The following is a 17993-nucleotide window of genomic DNA, read 5'->3' on the forward strand; positions in this document are numbered from 1 at the left end:
ATGTGCCACTAAATTCTACTTAGATTACTTAGGCTATTCTTTTTCATGCGATTATTAGTTGTCAGTTTATTTTGTTTATTATTAGTTGCTCTGTATAACTTCTGGTTTGGTGATTCAGGTTATCGTACTTATCAACAAACTCAGATCGAAATTGCCGAACAAAAAGTAAAAAATGAAAAACAAAGCCAATTAAATCAAGAAGCAAAAGCAGAAACCTTAGATTTAAAACAAGGTTTTTCTGCTGTTGAAGAAAGAGCAAGAAGAAATTACGAGATGGTTAAACCCAACGAAACCTTTTATCGAATTTTAAAATCAGAGAAATAATGAATACGAATTTATCATCAATGACATCTACCCGCCGTATTTTTGCCATTGTGCCTGCTGCTGGTATCGGATCACGTATGCAATCTGATCGCCCAAAGCAATATCTTTCATTATTGGGTAAAACTATCTTACAGCATACATTAGAAAAATTACTTAGTTATCCAATCATTGAAAAGATTATTGTAGCGACAGCGGAAAATGATCCTTATTTGACTGATTTTCCTTTGAAGGAGCATCAAAAAATCGTTTGGGTAGTTGGTGGAGAAACTCGAGATCAATCGGTTTTTAATGCGTTGCAATTGATTGAAGAACAAGATGTGTGGGTGATGGTTCACGATGCAGCCAGACCTTGTATTACTCACCAAGATTTAGACAAATTATTACAAGTCACAACATTATCTGGTGCGATTTTGGCAAAACCTGTCGTAGATACGATAAAAAAAGCCGTTTCTGCTACAAACCTTATCGAGAAAACCGAAGATCGTTCACTTTTATGGCACGCACTCACACCGCAATTTTTTCCAGCGCAATTATTAAAAAAAGCGTTAGCTTCAGCTAAACAGCAAGGATTTACGGTAACTGATGAAGCTTCTGCATTGGAGTTATTAGGGGAATATCCGCAATTGATTGCTGGACGTAGTGACAATATTAAAATTACACGTCCTGAAGATTTAGCGTTAGCCGAATTTTATTTACTTCAACAACAAAAAGAGTGGCAAAAATGATAAGAATTGGACATGGTTTTGATGTGCATGCGTTCACTGATAATGGAAATGGTTTTGTCATTATTGGTGGTGTAAGTATTCCTTTTGCAAAAAGTTTACTCGCTCATTCTGATGGTGATGTTGCATTACACGCATTGACGGATGCTTTATTAGGCGCAGCTGCGCTAGGCGATATCGGTAAATTATTCCCTGACACAGATATGGCTTATAAAGGCGCCAATAGCCGACATTTATTAATTGAAGCATTTCGTCAAATCCAACAATTGGGTTATCAAATCGGTAATGTTGATGTCACTATTATTGCACAAGCACCAAAAATGCGTCCTTATATTGATCAAATGCGCGCTAATATTGCTGAGGATTTACAATGTGATATTTCTCAAGTCAATGTCAAAGCCACTACAACTGAAAAATTAGGCTTTACTGGGCGAGGTGAAGGTATTGCTTGTGAAGCGGTAGCTTTACTGGTCAAACAATAATTTAATTCATAAAGTTAACAAGGAGCTTAAATAATGAATATTCTACTAAGTAATGATGATGGAATTCATGCTGAAGGCATTCAAACTTTAGCTGCCTATTTACGCACTATTGCTAATGTCATTGTTGTTGCTCCTGATCGTAATCGCAGTGCAGCATCATCTTCACTTACCTTAATTGAACCATTACGCCCAAGATTATTGGATAATGGTGATTATTGTGTGAACGGAACACCGGCAGATTGTGTCTATTTAGCAATGAATCATCTGCTTGCAGGGAAAATTGATTTAGTGGTTTCAGGAATTAATGCCGGCGTTAATTTAGGAGATGATATTCTCTATTCTGGTACTGTTGCTGCGGCATTTGAAGGTCGTCATTTAGGTTTACCGGCGATCGCTGTTTCACTTGATGGCAGACAACATTATGAAACAGCAGCAAAAGTTGTTTGTGAATTGATTCCAAAACTTCATGCACAAATTTTACGTAAAAGAGAAATCTTAAACATCAATGTACCGGATATTCCTTACGAACAACTCAAAGGCATTAAAGTGACCAAGTTAGGTTATAGAGCAAGCGAGGGAGAAATTATTAAACAAACCGATCCCCGTGGTGAATCTATTTATTGGTTAGGTTTATCTAGCTTGCCTGAATATGCTCAAGAAGGTACTGATTTCCATGCTGTTGCCAATGGTTATGTGTCAATTACGCCAATACAAGCAGATATGACCGCTCATCATTCATTAAAAGCGGTCGAAGAGTGGCTCAATTTAGGATAAATTTTTATGTCCGTTGAACAACAACGTTTGGTAAAAGAACTTTATCAACGAGGAATTACTGACGAAAAGGTATTACAGGCAATTTATGAAATACCACGTCCATTCTTTGTTGAAGCAATTTTTAGCAAACATAGTTATGAAGATATGCCTTTACCTATTGGTGAAGGGCAAACAATTTCTCAACCTTACGTTGTTGCCAAAATGACTAGTTTGTTAGAACTCAAACCAACGGACAAAGTACTGGAAATCGGTACAGGTAGCGGCTATCAAACAGCCATTCTCGCTAAATTAGTACAGCAAGTTTTCAGTATTGAAAGAATTAAAAATTTACAATGGCGAGCTATGCATCGTTTTAAAAAACTCGATTTGCATAATATTCGCTTAAAACATGGTGATGGCTGGGAAGGCTTAAAAGGACATTCTCCATTTAATGCCATTCTGGTAACAGCGGCGCCATCGCAAGTTCCTACTGCATTATTGGAACAACTTGCTGATGGTGGTCGATTAGTGTTACCTGTCGGTGATGAAAATCATCAAGTATTACAAAGAATTACTCGGATTAATGACAAATATAAAGTCGAAAACATTGGGGAGGTTAAGTTTGTGCCTTTAGTCAAGGGAGATATTCTATGAATTTGTTTGGTCGTTTATATGACAAAACAATGAAATGGTCAAAACACCAATTTGCATTTTATTGGTTATTATTTGTTAGCTTTATTGAAGCCATCTTTTTCCCTATTCCACCTGATGTCATGCTGGTTCCTATGTCGATGTCAAAACCTAAAAAAGCACTACATTACGCTTTTTATTGTGGTTTAGCTTCTACTATTGGCGGTATGATCGGTTTTGCAATTGGTTATTATGCGTTTGATTTAATTAAAGATTATATTGTTCAATGGGGTTATCAATCTCATTGGGATACCACCGTTTCTTGGTTTGAACGTTGGGGAATTTTAGTGGTATTTGTCGCCGGATTCTCACCTATTCCTTACAAAGTTTTCACTATTTGTGCCGGTGTAATGAATATGGCGTTTTTACCTTTTGTGATTACCGCGTTCGTTTCACGTACTGCGCGTTTTTTATTAGTAGCAAAATTATCTGCTTGGGGTGGAGAACGTTTTGCTGCACAATTGCGCAATTATATTGAAATCATTGGCTGGGCCGTTGTAGTATTAGCAGTCTGTGCCTACTTCCTCTTGAAATAACCATTTATATTTAATTAGGAATATTTATGAAACAATCTTTTTTACTTGTTCCAGTGCTTGCAGCCATTCTTGCTGGTTGTAGCAGTAATAATTCTGCACCAGTTGAAGATGCGGATGGAACCTTAACACCTGGAATTATGCAATCTGTTGGCAACGATAGTAACTCTACTTGGGAACCACAAGTGCAACAACAGCAAATGCCAACAGATATGATGGCAACAACACCAGCTGCAACATCAACACCGACACAGCAACCTGTTAGCCAACCACAACCAACTTATCAGCAACCTGCGCCAGTGACTACCACACCAAAACCAGTTGCAACTGCACCAGCAGCAAAACAACAGATATCACAAGATTTCACTATCCCAAGAAATCCACAAACTAACGCGCCAGACTATAGCAAAATAGATAAAGGTTTCTATAAAGGTTCCACCTATACTGTTCGCAAAGGCGACACTATGTTCTTAATTGCCTATATTTCAGGTATGGATGTACGTGATTTAGCGGCGTTAAATAATATTCCTGAACCTTATAAATTAAGTGTAGGACAAACTTTAAAAGTAAGTAATAACGCTGCAAGTACGGCTACTGCATCAGCTCCTGCGACAACAACATCAACAGCTACTGCAACAGCACAACCGCAACAACCTGCGGTAACTTATACTCCTGGTCCTAATGGTACAGCTTATGGATCAGACGGTACTATTGTTGGCCCAATTAAATCGACTGCTAGTACAATACCGCCGGCAACCAATAATTCTACCAATACTGTTCCTGTTACTGCTGAGCCAACCACAACTGTCAGCCAACCAGTTACTACAATGCCGGCAGCAACAAGTAATACCAGTAATATTACTTGGATTTGGCCAACTAAAGGTAACGTGATTCAAGGATTCTCTAATAGCGATGGTGGTAATAAAGGGATCGACATTGGTGGTTCTCGTGGACAGGCTGTTTATGCTGCAGCACCAGGTCGTGTCGTTTATGCAGGTAACGCATTAAGAGGTTATGGTAACTTAATTATCATTAAACACAATGATGATTATCTTAGTGCTTATGCGCACAATGAAACTATCTTAGTGAAAGATCAGCAACAAGTTACTGCCGGTCAGCAAATCGCTAAAATGGGGAGTTCTGGTACCAATAGCGTGAAACTTCACTTTGAAATTCGCTATAAAGGAAAATCTGTTAACCCAACAACCTACCTTCCAAGAAACTAATTTTAGTTGTTATTCATAAAACGGCATTTTTATCCTTAAAAGTGCCGTTTTTTATTATAAATTAACTGTCAATCCCCTATTTTTTCGTTACCATACAAGCCTATTTGTTCACACAATAAAAGGAATTACTATGACCTCAATTTGTATTATCACTGGCAGTACCCTTGGCGGAGCTGAGTATGTAGCAGAACACATTGAAGATTGTTTACAGCAAAAAAATTTCTCCACCAAAATTTATCATGGGCCTGAATTAAATCAGGTGATCGAGGATAAAATTTGGTTAGTTGTAACATCTACGCATGGCGCTGGCGATTTACCTGATAACTTACAACCACTCTTTACACAATTAACGGAACAACAACCTGATCTTTCCGAGTTGCGTTATGCTGTTGTTGGTTTAGGAAATAGTGATTACGATACCTTCTGTTTCGCTGTAGATCATGTAGAAAATGATCTAAATAACTTAAAAGCTAAACAAATTTGTCCATCATTAAGGATCGATGTTTTAAACAGCTCAGATCCCGATATTGATGCAGAAAATTGGTTACCTACTTTTATAGATCAATTAAATATTGCATAAAATAACAGCATGATCTTCTGTGGATAACTTGCTTATTTTCCGTTATAAAAACTGTTTTTTTCCTGAATATAAGCTTGGATCTTTTTTAACCTGTGGATAACTAAGACTTTTATCCACAAGAAAGATCACATTCTTACTGACGATCTTAACAAAGAAAAAAAGATCCTATCCTATTAAGATCACTAGCAAAATTTTAGCTCTCCACAAAGATCTGCTGATCTAATAATAAAAATAATAAAAAGATCTCTATATAAAGATCTTATATTACTTATAGCGATCCTCAGTTAGATCATCGAAAAAATTTCTTTTTAACAGATCCACAAATTTCAGTTAAAATAGCCGAATTTTCTGATCATTCTATCAATTTCACTTTTTAGGTTTTTTATGTTTTATCCAAATAACTATGATGTCATTGTTGTTGGAGGCGGACACGCGGGTACAGAAGCCGCTTTAGCTCCAGCAAGAATGGGTTTAAGAACACTATTAATTACTCATAATATAGATACATTAGGACAAATGTCCTGTAATCCAGCAATCGGTGGGATCGGTAAAGGCCATCTCGTAAAAGAGATCGATGCTTTAGGTGGTTTAATGGCTCATGCTACTGATAAAGCTGGGATCCAATTTCGTACACTGAATAGCAGTAAAGGTCCTGCGGTACGAGCAACTCGAGCACAAGCAGATCGCGTGTTGTATCGTCAAGCAGTAAGAACTGCATTAGAAAATCAACCTAATTTAGATCTTTTCCAACAAGAAGTTACGGATATTTTAGTTGAAAACGGTCATGTTACTGGTGTTACTACTAAAATGGGACTTACTTTTAAAGCAAAAGCCGTAGTATTAACTGCTGGAACATTCTTAGCTGGTAAGATCCATATCGGTTTAGATAATTATGAAGGTGGACGTGCAGGCGATCCTGCTTCTGTTCGTTTAGCAGAACGTTTACGTGATCTTGATTTACGTGTTGCTCGTTTAAAAACGGGAACACCACCTCGTTTAGATGCGCGCACTATCGATTTTTCTGTATTAAAACAACAACATGGTGATGATGTGCTACCTGTTTTCTCTTATATGGGCAGTGTAGATGAGCATCCAAGACAAGTACCTTGCTATATCACACATACCAATTTAAGAACGCATGACATTATTCGATCTAATTTAGATCGCAGTCCAATGTACACAGGGATCATTGAAGGGGTTGGTCCGCGCTATTGTCCATCGATCGAAGATAAAGTAATGCGATTTGGCGATCGCAATGGCCATCAGATCTTTTTAGAACCAGAAGGTTTAACCAGCAATGAGATCTATCCAAATGGGATCTCAACCAGTTTGCCATTTGATGTACAAATGGGGATCGTTAATTCAATGCAAGGATTAGAAAATGCAAGGATCGTTAAACCGGGATATGCAATTGAGTACGATTACTTTGATCCAAGAGATCTAAAACCTTCTTTAGAAACAAAAGCGATCAACGGTTTATTCTTTGCTGGACAGATCAATGGTACAACAGGGTATGAAGAAGCTGCTGCACAAGGAATTTTGGCCGGCTTAAATGCAGGACTTCATGTTCAAGATAAAGAAGCTTGGTATCCACGTCGTGATCAAGCTTATATCGGAGTATTAGTCGATGATCTTTGTACATTAGGAACTAAAGAGCCTTATCGTGTCTTTACTTCTCGTGCAGAATATCGTTTGTTGTTACGTGAAGATAATGCTGATCTTCGTTTAACAGAAATTGGTCGATCATTAGGTTTAGTTGATGATGCACGTTGGGCAAGATTCAATCAAAAATTAGAAAATATTGAATTAGAACGTCAACGTTTAAAACAAATTTGGATTCATCCTCGTTCAGAACATTTAGCGGAAGTTAATGCAGTATTAAATTCACCATTAATGCGTGAAGCTAGTGGTGAAGATCTATTACGTCGTCCAGAGATGAATTATGAAAAACTTTGTTCTTTGACTCCGTTCCAACCGGCAATGGCGGATAAAGAAGCTGTAGAACAGGTTGAAATTTCAATTAAATACCAAGGCTATATTGAACATCAAAACGAGGAAATTGAGCGTCATAAACGACACGAAAACACCTTGATTCCAGAAAAATTTGATTATACTGCAGTAGTAGGTTTATCAAATGAAGTGCGAGCTAAATTAGAACAACATCGTCCAGTGTCAATTGGACAAGCTTCTCGTATTTCAGGTATTACACCGGCAGCGATTTCGATTTTATTGGTGTATTTGAAAAAGCAAGGTATGTTGAAACGTGGGGAATAAGATGTTACTTGGCAAATTAACGCAATTATTAGCGCAAGCCAATATTTCTTTGACCGATCAGCAAAAAGCTCAACTAGTGAAGCTAGTTGAGCTTTTACATAAATGGAATAAGGCTTATAACCTAACTTCTGTGCGTGATCCACAAGAAATGTTGGTGAAACATATTTTAGATAGTTTAGTGGTAAGCCCTTTTTTAAAAGGTGAGCGTTTTATTGATGTTGGAACAGGTCCTGGTTTACCAGGATTGCCATTGGCAATTATTAATCCGACTAAAAAGTTCTATTTATTGGATAGCTTAGGCAAGCGTATTAGTTTTATTCGTAATGCTATTAGAGAGTTAGGTTTAACTAACGTAGAGCCAATTCTTAGCCGAGTAGAAGATTATCAGCCAGAACAAAAGTTTGATGGTGTTTTAAGTCGTGCTTTTGCCTCGTTACAAGATATGACTGATTGGTGCCAACATTTACCGAATGAAAATGGTATTTTTTATGCTTTGAAGGGGCAATATCAAGAAGATGAAGTCAAAATGTTAAATGATGACTTTCAAATTATTGATGTTATTAAATTAACTGTCCCAGAACTGGTAGGTGAAAGGCATTTAATATGTGTTAAATCTGTAGCAAAAATTTAACAAAAAAGTACATAAAGAAAAAAAGAAACATAAAAGTTAAATTTTTTCTTAAAAATGTTAACTTTGTAACACTTTTATAGTATTAAATTGATTGCATAAAATAGAACTCCTCGTATAATTGATGGTGTTTGAAAGGGCGTTAAAGCCCTTATATTTAGTAGTAAGTGTCCAAAATATGTCAATTTGGTTTAGTCATACTAAAACACTGTATAAAAAAGTATTCATAATAATGGCAATTTTTATTGCCGTTGTTTTTGTTGGATTGTATCCATTTCAATCTATTTATGCTTGGGTTTTTCTATTTGGTGCTCTAATTGGCTTGATTCCACAGATCTTATTTGTTGGATTTTTGCTATTTAGAGGATTAAACACGCCTCAAGTGAATAAAGTTAAAGTGTTATATCAAGCAGAACTTTTTAAAGTTTGTATAACAATTTTGTTTTTCGTGATGTTGTTTGTCATAGATAAAACAATTTCACCACTGGGTCTATTCGGTGGTTACTTTAGTGTAATCATATTGAATAACCTATTGCTGTTTAGTTTGCGAAAACAGTAGCAATTTTAATAAATTAGCATCTTAACAAATCAGTAGGAACAAATATGTCTGCAGAAGGTTCAACTCTCACTTCTATGGAATATATCAACCACCACCTTGGCAATCTTAAAGCTGGTGAAGGTTTCTGGTCATTCCATTTCGATACCCTTTTATTTTCTGTTATTTGCGGTGTAGCATTTTTATATGTGTTTTACCGCGTAGCACAAAAAGTTACCACAGGAAAACCAACCAAATTACAAGCAGCTGTTGAGATCTTAGTTGAATGGATCAATGGCATTGTGACTGAAAACTTCCATGGTAGTCGTAATGTGGTTGCGCCATTAGCGTTAAGCATTTTTGTTTGGGTATTCTTAATGAATACTATCGACTTAGTTCCTGTTGATTACTTACCTAAATTAGCAGCAATTTTATCAGGTGATGATCACATCCATCTTCGTGCTGTACCAACAACAGATATGAACTTAACCTTCTCATTAGCGTTAGGTGTATTTGTTTTAATTATTTTCTATACAATCAAGTCTAAAGGTGTTAGTGGTTTTGTTAAAGAATACACAATGCACCCATTCAATCATTGGGCATTAATCCCTGTAAACCTTATTCTTGAATCTGTAACATTACTTTCTAAACCAGTGTCATTATCTTTGCGTCTATTCGGAAATATGTACGCTGGTGAATTAATCTTCATTTTGATCGCTGTGATGTATTCAGCCAATATGTTGGTTGCTGCGATGGGTATTCCATTACAAATCATTTGGGCAATCTTCCACATTTTAGTTGTTACATTACAAGCATTTATCTTTATGATGTTAACTGTGGTTTATTTAAGTATTGCTTACAATAAATCTGAACATTAATTGTTTTTTTAACCTCAGCATCTTTGCTGTTATCTTTAACCAAACTGGAGAAAAATATGGAAACTGTAATTAGTGCAACAATTATCGCTGCATCTATCATGTTCGCTTTTGCTGCTTTAGGTACCGCTATTGGTTTCGGTATCTTAGGGGGTAAATACTTAGAATCAGCAGCTCGTCAACCAGAGTTAGCAAACTCTTTATTGACCAAAATGTTCATTGTTGCTGGTTTACTTGATGCGATTGCGATGATTGCGGTAGGTATCGGTTTATACTTTGCGTTCGCAAACCCATTCGTTTCATTGTTAGGTTAATACATAACGGTTACTCTGTTATAGAGTAAATCACCAACTTCATAGGAGGTCCGTTGTGAATATCAACGCAACATTAATTGGACAAACAATTGCCTTTATCATCTTTGTATGGTTCTGCGTTAAATATGTTTGGCCACCGATTATTAAAGCTATTGAAGAGCGTCAAGCGCAAATTGCTAATGCGTTAGCTGCAGCTGAAGTAGCGAAAAAAGAACAAGCGGATACGAAAGCACTGATTGATAAAGAAGTCAATGCGGCTAAAACGCAAGCTCAATCTATTATTGATGCAGCAAATCGTCGTCGTAATGAAATCTTGGCGGAAGTTCAAACTGAAGCAGAAGCATTAAAAGCGAAAATTGTTGAACAAGGTTATGCTCAAATTGAAGCAGAACGTAAACGTGTTCAAGAAGAGTTACGCGTTAAAGTTGCTTCGCTTGCTGTTGCTGGGGCAGAAAAAATCGTTGCTCGCAATATTGATGAAGCCGCTAATAATGACATCATCGATAAACTCGTGGCTGAATTATAAGGAAGGTAAGCTATGTCAGAATTTACTACAGTAGCTCGTCCTTATGCAAAAGCGGCTTTTGATTTTGCAGTTGAACATGATCAATTGGCTCAGTGGCAAACAATGTTAGGTTTTGCGGCAGCTGTAGTTACTGATGATAGTATGCAAAATATATTAGTCAGCGATTTATCAGCAACTAAAATTGCCGATCTAATAGTGAAAATTTGTGGTGATCAATTAGATCAATACGGTGAAAATTTTATCCGTATTATGGCTGAGAATAAGCGTTTACAAGTATTGCCAGCCGTTTTAGCACAATTTAAAGAGTATGTGGATGATTACCAATCAACCACAGAAGTTTATGTTACCTCCGCTTTTCCATTAAGTGATGAGCAACAACAAAATATTATTACTGCGATGGAAAAAAGGCTTGCTCGTAAAGTTAAATTAAATTGCAATGTGGACAGTACCTTAATTGCTGGTGCAGTTATTCGTACCGATGAATTTGTCATTGATGGAAGTAGTCGTGGTCAAATTGCTCGTTTAGCTAATGAGTTGCAATTGTAAGAGGAAAAAAAGATGCAACTAAATTCTACAGAAATTAGTGAACTGATTAAAAAACGTATTGCCCAGTTTGAAGTCGTTAGCGAAGCACGCAATACTGGTACAATCGTTTCCGTGAATGATGGTATTATCCGTATTCATGGTTTAACTGAAGTAATGCAAGGGGAAATGATTGCATTACCTGATAACCGTTATGCTATTGCATTAAACTTAGAAAGAGATTCAGTAGGTGCGGTAGTAATGGGACCTTATGCTGATTTAGCAGAAGGTATGGAAGTTCAATGTACAGGCCGTATTTTAGAAGTTCCAGTTGGTCGTGGCTTATTAGGACGTGTGGTAAACACCTTAGGTCAGCCAATTGATGGTAAAGGCGAAGTTGAACATGATGGTTTCTCTCCAGTTGAAGTTATTGCTCCTGGGGTAATTGATCGTAAGTCTGTTGATCAACCAGTACAAACTGGTTATAAAGCAGTGGACTCAATGATTCCTATCGGTCGTGGTCAACGTGAGTTGATTATCGGTGACCGTCAAACTGGTAAAACCGCTTTAGCAATCGATGCAATTATTAATCAACGTGATTCAGGTATTAAATGTGTTTACGTTGCTATCGGACAAAAAGCATCAACAATTGCTAACGTTGTACGTAAATTAGAAGAACATGGCGCATTATCAAATACTATCGTAGTAGTTGCGTCAGCAGCAGAATCAGCAGCGTTACAATATCTTGCTCCATATGCAGGTTGTGCAATGGGTGAATATTTCCGTAACCGCGGTGAAGATGCATTAATCGTTTATGATGATTTATCAAAACAAGCTGTAGCTTATCGTCAAATTTCATTGTTATTACGTCGTCCACCTGGACGTGAAGCATTCCCTGGTGATGTGTTCTATTTACACTCACGTTTACTTGAACGTGCAGCACGTGTTAATGCTGATTTCGTAGAACGTTTCACTAACGGTGAAGTGAAAGGTAAAACAGGTTCATTAACTGCATTACCAATCATTGAAACACAAGCTGGGGACGTATCAGCATTCGTACCAACAAACGTAATTTCAATTACCGATGGTCAGATCTTCCTTGAAACTAACCTCTTTAACTCAGGTATTCGTCCTGCGGTTAACCCAGGTATTTCGGTTTCTCGTGTGGGTGGTGCAGCGCAAACTAAAGCGATGAAGAAATTGTCAGGTGGTATTCGTACGGCACTTGCACAATATCGTGAATTAGCAGCGTTTGCTCAATTTGCATCTGATTTGGATGATGCAACTCGTAAACAACTTTCTCATGGTCAAAAAGTAACTGAATTATTGAAACAAAAACAATATTCACCAATGACTGTTGCTCAACAATCTTTAGTGTTATTTGCTGTTGAATTTGGCTACTTAGACGATGTTGATTTAAGTCGTATCGGTTCATTTGAATCTGCATTATTAGAATATGCACAAAATAATTACGGCGAGTTTATGCAAGAGTTGACCAAAACAGGTAACTATGATGATGCTGTAAAAGATACCTTAAAGGCAATTTTAGACTCATTTAAACAAAACGGTGCATGGTAATTACCAAAGACGTAACGGAGAGATGAAATGGCAGGTGCGAAAGAGATAAGAACCAAAATCGCCAGTGTACAAAGTACACAAAAAATTACTAAGGCGATGGAAATGGTTGCTGCCTCCAAAATGCGTAAAACGCAAGAACGCATGTCTTCTTCACGTCCGTATTCTGACACAATACGTTACGTAATTAGCCATGTATCAAAAGGTAGCATTGGATATAAACACCCTTTCTTAGTGGAAAGAGAAGTAAAAAATGTTGGTTACATTATCGTTTCAACGGATCGTGGATTATGTGGCGGTTTGAATATTAATGAATTCAAACGCGTTATGAATGAAATGAAAGCGTTTAATGATAAGGGTGTCGGTGTTCAGCTAAGTTTGATCGGTGCTAAAGCAATTAATTTCTTCCAATCATTAGGTATTGCGAAGATCATTTCGCAAAACTCAGGGATTGGTGATACACCTTCAGTGGAAGAATTAATTGGTACTGTAAATACAATGGTAGATGCTTTTAGAAATGGCGAAGTCGATGAAGTTTATCTCGTATTTAATAAATTTATTAATACGATGTCGCAAAAACCAATTCTAGAAAGATTACTTCCATTACCTTCTTTGGAAAACGATCGTTTACAAAAAGGTATTTGGGATTATATCTATGAGCCAGATCCGAAAGTATTACTTGATAGTTTATTGATTCGTTATATTGAGTCACAAGTTTATCAAGCAGCAGTAGAAAACTTAGCATCTGAGCAAGCGGCGAGAATGGTGGCGATGAAAGCCGCTACGGACAATGCAGGTAACTTGATTAAAGACTTACAACTTGTCTATAACAAAGCTCGTCAAGCAAGCATCACAAATGAATTAAATGAAATTGTCGCTGGTGCGGCTGCAATTTAAAGTAGATTAGAGGAATGATAATGGCAACTGGAAAAATTGTACAAATCATCGGTGCCGTCATTGACGTTGAGTTTCCACAAGATGCAGTGCCAAAAGTATATGAAGCCTTAAATGTTGAAACTGGGCTTGTACTTGAAGTACAACAACAATTAGGTGGTGGTGTTGTACGTTGTATTGCAATGGGATCTTCAGACGGATTAAAACGTGGTTTAACTGTAACCACAACTGGAAACCCAATTTCTGTTCCTGTTGGTACAGAAACATTAGGTCGTATTATGAACGTACTTGGTGAACCTATTGATGAATTAGGACCAATCGGTGAAAAAGAACGTTGGTCAATTCACCGTGCAGCACCAAGTTATGAAGAACAAGCAAACAGCACAGAATTATTAGAAACTGGTATCAAAGTTATCGACTTAGTTTGCCCATTTGCGAAAGGGGGTAAAGTTGGTTTGTTCGGTGGTGCTGGTGTAGGTAAAACCGTTAATATGATGGAGCTTATCCGTAATATCGCGATTGAGCACTCAGGTTATTCTGTGTTTGCAGGGGTAGGTGAACGTACTCGTGAAGGTAACGACTTCTACCACGAAATGCAGGAATCTAACGTATTAGATAAAGTATCACTTGTTTACGGACAAATGAATGAACCACCAGGTAACCGTTTACGTGTTGCATTGACTGGTTTGACAATGGCGGAAAAATTCCGTGATGAAGGTCGTGATGTACTTTTCTTCGTTGATAATATTTATCGTTATACCCTTGCTGGTACCGAAGTATCTGCGTTACTTGGACGTATGCCATCTGCGGTAGGTTACCAACCAACCCTAGCTGAAGAAATGGGTGTATTACAAGAACGTATTACTTCAACTAAGACTGGTTCTATTACCTCTATCCAAGCGGTATATGTTCCTGCGGATGACTTAACTGACCCATCTCCAGCAACAACCTTTGCTCACTTGGATGCGACAGTGGTATTAAGCCGTCAAATTGCATCATTAGGTATTTATCCTGCGGTGGATCCATTAGATTCAACTTCACGTCAATTAGACCCACAAGTTGTTGGTCAAGAACACTATGAAGTTGCTCGTGGCGTACAATCTATCTTACAACGTTATAAAGAGTTGAAAGATATTATTGCGATTCTTGGTATGGATGAACTTTCAGAAGAAGATAAATTAGTGGTAGCACGTGCTCGTAAAATTGAACGTTTCTTATCACAACCATTCTTCGTTGCGGAAGTATTTACAGGATCACCAGGTAAATATGTGCCATTAAAAGAAACAATTCGTGGCTTCAAAGGTATTTTAAACGGTGAATATGACCATATTCCTGAACAAGCGTTCTATATGGTTGGTTCAATCGATGAAGTATTAGAAAAAGCGAAAAAAATGTAATTGCTCCTAAGGCAAATCACTCGCTAAGGAGATAAACAATGGCAACTTTTAATTTAACTGTTGTAAGTGCGGAAGATAAAATATTTTCAGGTGTTGTTGAAAGTATTCAAGTAACAGGAAGCGAAGGGGAATTAGGTATTCTTGCTGGCCATACCCCGTTATTAACTTCGATTAAACCGGGCATTGTGAAAATTATGCAAGAAGGTAAAGAAGAAGTTATTTATGTTTCTGGTGGTTTCCTTGAAGTTCAACCTGGAAATGTGATCGTCTTGGCGGATACCGCGATTCGAGGAGAAGAGCTAGATAAAGAGCGAATTCTTGCTGCGAAACGTCGCGCTGAAGAAAATATTCGTAGTTCACATAAAGATGGTAATTATGAGCTTATGGCATCTAAACTTTCTAGAGAACTTGCGAAATTACGTGCTTATGAATTAACTGAAAAATTAGTTAAAAATAAACGTTAATATTTACGCTTTTAATGTATTGACCAAAAACCAGCTATGTTTCATAGCTGGTTTTTTCTTATACAGCTTGTATAAAATTAAAACATCAACTACTAAAAATAATTCTCATTCAATGTAACACATTGATTTATATCATATTTTTTTAAATATTTTATCTTTCTAAAAGGCTAACTCTATATAATTACCCCATTTTAAGTATAGCTTAACTTTATTAAGCATATTTTATGAATAATGGAGTACATATGGAGAAATCGATTATCAATCCGACCTTAAATAGAAGGCATTTTTTAAAAGCCTCTTCAGGGGTTGCAGCAGCATTAGCAGCAGCGGAAATCACTTTACCTTTTAGTGCTACCGCTTCTGAAACAAAAGCAACCGCAACAACCAATAATGATGAAAAAATCGTGTGGAGTGCATGTACGGTAAACTGTGGTAGTCGTTGCGCATTAAGAATGCACGTTAAAGATAATAAGATTACTTATGTTGAAACAGATAATACAGGTACAGAAACCTATAACGTTGATCATCAAGTAAGAGCTTGTTTACGTGGACGTTCTATGCGCCGTCGTGTTTACAATCCAGATCGTTTGAAATATCCGATGAAACGTGTTGGTAAACGTGGTGAAGGAAAATTTAAACGTATTAGTTGGGATGAAGCATTAACTGAAATTGCACAATCATTACAAAAGAATATTAAACAATATGGTAATGAGTCGATTTATTTAAATTATGGTACAGGAACATTAGGCGGAACAGTAACTAAATCTTGGCCGCCAGGATCAACTTTAGTCGCTCGTTTGATGAATTGTATCGGTGGTTACCTTAACCATTATGGTGATTATAGTACAGCGCAAATCACTGTTGGCTTAGATTATACCTATGGTGGTGGCTGGGCATACGGCAATGGTATGGCAGACATCGAAAATAGTAAGTTGGTTGTTTTATTTGGTAATAATCCGGCAGAAACTCGTATGAGTGGTGGTGGATTAACCTATTGTATTGAACAAGCAAGAGCCAAATCTAATGCGAAGATGATCGTTATTGATCCTCGTTATTGTGATACAGCAGCAGGTCGTGAAGATGAATGGATTCCAATTCGTCCTGGCACCGATGCTGCTTTAGTATCTGCTTTAGCTTATGTAATGATTACAGAAGATCTTGTTGATCAGGCTTTCCTTGATAAATACTGCGTTGGGTATGATGAAAAAACCTTACCAGAATCAGCACCAAAAAATGGTCACTATAAAGCTTATATTTTAGGCCAAGGTGATGACGGTATTGCTAAAACACCTGAATGGGCATCGAAAATTACCGGTATTCCAGTTGCACGTATTATTAAATTAGCAAGAGAAATCGCTGGAACTAAACCTGCCTTTATCTCCCAAGGTTGGGGACCACAACGTCGTAGTAATGGTGAATTAATTTCTCGTGCAATTGCTATGCTTGCGATTTTAACCGGAAATGTGGGAATTAATGGTGGTAATACAGGTGCTAGAGAGAGCGCTTATAGTATTCCTTTTGTGCGTATGCCAACCTTAACCAATCCAGTACAAGCAAGTATCCCAATGTTCTTATGGACAGATGCGATTGTTCGCGGTACAGAGATGACAGCAACCACAGATGGTATTCGTGGTGTAGAAAAATTATCAGCACCGATCAAATTTATTTGGAACTATGCAAGTAACTGTTTGATCAATCAACACGCAGAAATCAATCGTACTCACGATATTTTGCAAGATGAATCAAAATGCGAAATGATCGTGACCATTGATAACCATATGACACCAACAGCAAAATATAGTGATATTTTGCTTCCTGACTGTACCACTTCAGAACAGATGGATTTCTGTTTAGATGCCTTTGTGTCAAATATGGCGTATGTCATTTTTGCTGACCAAGCGGTCACACCACCGTTTGAGTGCAAAAATATTTATGACATGATGAGTATGTTAGCGGAAAAATTAGGGGTAAAAGAACAATTTACCGAAGGTCGTACGCAAGAAGAGTGGCTCCGTCATTTATATGAACAATCCAGAGCGAATTTACCGGAATTACCGACTTTTGAAGAGTTTAGAAAACAAGGTATTTTCAAAAAAGTGGATCCGAAAGGTTTCTATGTTGCGTACAAAGAGTTCCGCGAAGATCCAGAAAAGAATCCATTAGATACTCCATCAGGTAAGATCGAAATTTACTCCAGTCGTTTAGCCGAAATTGCGAAAACTTGGAAACTTGAAAAAGATGAGGTTATTCATCCTTTACCGATTCATGTAGATAGTTTTGAGCATTATGGCGATCCATTAATGGAAAAATATCCATTACAACTTAGTGGTTTCCATTATAAAGCAAGAACTCACTCAACTTATGGCAATGTGGATGTCATTAAAGAAGCTAATCCGCAAGAAATGTGGATTAACCCAATTGATGCTGAACCGAGAGGCATTAAGAACGGTGATTTAATCCGTATCTTTAATGATCGTGGTGAAGTACAAATTCATGCCAAAGTGACACCACGTATTATTCCAGGTGTTGTTGCGTTAGGTGAAGGTGCTTGGTATGCACCAGACAATAACAGAGTGGATCATGCAGGTTGTATCAATGTACTTACAACACAACGTCCATCACCTTTAGCAAAAGGAAATCCACAACATTCTAATTTAGTACAAGTTGAGAAAGTCTAAG

At 37.3% G+C, this 17993-nt stretch carries 20 protein-coding genes; all 20 read left to right on the forward strand.

All coding sequences use genetic code 11. The annotated features are described in order from the left end of the window. Positions 1 to 45: 45 nt before the first annotated feature. The 20 genes from ftsB to NYR30_RS12480 all read left to right on the forward strand — a co-directional run bounded on the left by ftsB (position 46) and on the right by NYR30_RS12480 (position 17992). On the forward strand, positions 46 to 324 hold the full coding sequence (gene ftsB, locus NYR30_RS12385) for a cell division protein FtsB (RefSeq protein WP_066105303.1): 279 nt from the start codon (positions 46 to 48) through the stop codon (positions 322 to 324). Then, positions 324 to 1049 (forward strand): 2-C-methyl-D-erythritol 4-phosphate cytidylyltransferase, encoded by a 726-nt coding sequence (gene ispD, locus NYR30_RS12390; RefSeq protein ID WP_302501248.1) that lies wholly within the window; start codon positions 324 to 326, stop codon positions 1047 to 1049. Before ftsB ends, ispD begins: the two co-directional genes overlap by 1 nt. Then, positions 1046 to 1528 carry a 2-C-methyl-D-erythritol 2,4-cyclodiphosphate synthase gene (ispF, locus tag NYR30_RS12395; protein ID WP_066105297.1) on the forward strand — a complete coding sequence of 161 codons (483 nt, stop codon included), beginning with the start codon at positions 1046 to 1048 and terminating at the stop codon, positions 1526 to 1528. The genes ispD and ispF overlap by 4 nt, the downstream gene beginning before the upstream one ends. Positions 1529 to 1561: 33 nt before the next feature. Continuing rightward, positions 1562 to 2302: a 5'/3'-nucleotidase SurE gene (surE, locus tag NYR30_RS12400; RefSeq protein WP_302501249.1), complete on the forward strand. Its 741-nt coding sequence runs from the start codon at positions 1562 to 1564 to the stop codon at positions 2300 to 2302. Between the two features lie 6 nt (positions 2303 to 2308). Continuing rightward, entirely contained in the window at positions 2309 to 2935 is a 627-nt protein-coding gene (locus NYR30_RS12405) for a protein-L-isoaspartate(D-aspartate) O-methyltransferase (protein WP_302501250.1), read from the forward strand. Next, on the forward strand, positions 2932 to 3507 hold the full coding sequence (locus tag NYR30_RS12410) for a YqaA family protein (RefSeq protein WP_302501251.1): 576 nt from the start codon (positions 2932 to 2934) through the stop codon (positions 3505 to 3507). Before NYR30_RS12405 ends, NYR30_RS12410 begins: the two co-directional genes overlap by 4 nt. A gap of 26 nt (positions 3508 to 3533) precedes the next feature. Next, entirely contained in the window at positions 3534 to 4730 is a 1197-nt protein-coding gene (nlpD, locus tag NYR30_RS12415; protein ID WP_302501252.1) for a murein hydrolase activator NlpD, read from the forward strand. Positions 4731 to 4860: 130 nt separating this feature from the next. Beyond that, entirely contained in the window at positions 4861 to 5310 is a 450-nt protein-coding gene (gene mioC, locus NYR30_RS12420; protein WP_302501253.1) for an FMN-binding protein MioC, read from the forward strand. A gap of 384 nt (positions 5311 to 5694) precedes the next feature. Beyond that, entirely contained in the window at positions 5695 to 7584 is a 1890-nt protein-coding gene (gene mnmG / locus NYR30_RS12425; RefSeq protein ID WP_302501254.1) for a tRNA uridine-5-carboxymethylaminomethyl(34) synthesis enzyme MnmG, read from the forward strand. Between the two features lies 1 nt (position 7585). Next, positions 7586 to 8215, forward strand: a complete 630-nt coding sequence (gene rsmG, locus NYR30_RS12430) for a 16S rRNA (guanine(527)-N(7))-methyltransferase RsmG (RefSeq protein ID WP_066105277.1) — start codon at positions 7586 to 7588, stop codon at positions 8213 to 8215. Between the two features lie 175 nt (positions 8216 to 8390). Beyond that, positions 8391 to 8771 carry an ATP synthase subunit I gene (locus NYR30_RS12435; RefSeq protein ID WP_302501256.1) on the forward strand — a complete coding sequence of 127 codons (381 nt, stop codon included), beginning with the start codon at positions 8391 to 8393 and terminating at the stop codon, positions 8769 to 8771. A gap of 44 nt (positions 8772 to 8815) precedes the next feature. Next, the gene (gene atpB / locus NYR30_RS12440) at positions 8816 to 9625 is read left to right on the forward strand and encodes a F0F1 ATP synthase subunit A (RefSeq protein ID WP_066105270.1); all 810 of its coding nucleotides are present in this window, start codon (positions 8816 to 8818) and stop codon (positions 9623 to 9625) included. A 56-nt stretch (positions 9626 to 9681) separates the two neighbouring features. Then, entirely contained in the window at positions 9682 to 9936 is a 255-nt protein-coding gene (atpE, locus tag NYR30_RS12445) for a F0F1 ATP synthase subunit C (RefSeq protein WP_013746002.1), read from the forward strand. Between the two features lie 55 nt (positions 9937 to 9991). After that, positions 9992 to 10462 carry a F0F1 ATP synthase subunit B gene (atpF, locus tag NYR30_RS12450; RefSeq protein ID WP_066105266.1) on the forward strand — a complete coding sequence of 157 codons (471 nt, stop codon included), beginning with the start codon at positions 9992 to 9994 and terminating at the stop codon, positions 10460 to 10462. Positions 10463 to 10474: 12 nt separating this feature from the next. Beyond that, positions 10475 to 11008: a F0F1 ATP synthase subunit delta gene (atpH, locus tag NYR30_RS12455; protein ID WP_066105263.1), complete on the forward strand. Its 534-nt coding sequence runs from the start codon at positions 10475 to 10477 to the stop codon at positions 11006 to 11008. Positions 11009 to 11020: 12 nt separating this feature from the next. Next, on the forward strand, positions 11021 to 12562 hold the full coding sequence (atpA, locus tag NYR30_RS12460) for a F0F1 ATP synthase subunit alpha (RefSeq protein ID WP_066105260.1): 1542 nt from the start codon (positions 11021 to 11023) through the stop codon (positions 12560 to 12562). Positions 12563 to 12589: 27 nt separating this feature from the next. Next, positions 12590 to 13456 carry a F0F1 ATP synthase subunit gamma gene (atpG, locus tag NYR30_RS12465; RefSeq protein ID WP_066105257.1) on the forward strand — a complete coding sequence of 289 codons (867 nt, stop codon included), beginning with the start codon at positions 12590 to 12592 and terminating at the stop codon, positions 13454 to 13456. 20 nt (positions 13457 to 13476) lie between these two features. Then, a complete protein-coding gene (atpD, locus tag NYR30_RS12470; protein ID WP_066105254.1) occupies positions 13477 to 14850 on the forward strand; it encodes a F0F1 ATP synthase subunit beta in 1374 nt (457 codons plus the stop codon). 38 nt (positions 14851 to 14888) lie between these two features. Then, positions 14889 to 15314: a F0F1 ATP synthase subunit epsilon gene (locus NYR30_RS12475; RefSeq protein ID WP_066105249.1), complete on the forward strand. Its 426-nt coding sequence runs from the start codon at positions 14889 to 14891 to the stop codon at positions 15312 to 15314. Positions 15315 to 15556: 242 nt separating this feature from the next. Continuing rightward, positions 15557 to 17992: a DMSO/selenate family reductase complex A subunit gene (locus NYR30_RS12480; protein ID WP_066422085.1), complete on the forward strand. Its 2436-nt coding sequence runs from the start codon at positions 15557 to 15559 to the stop codon at positions 17990 to 17992. The last annotated feature ends 1 nt before the right edge of the window (position 17993 follow it).

The organism is Gallibacterium salpingitidis, assembly GCF_030517105.1.
Lineage (GTDB): Bacteria > Pseudomonadota > Gammaproteobacteria > Enterobacterales > Pasteurellaceae > Gallibacterium > Gallibacterium salpingitidis.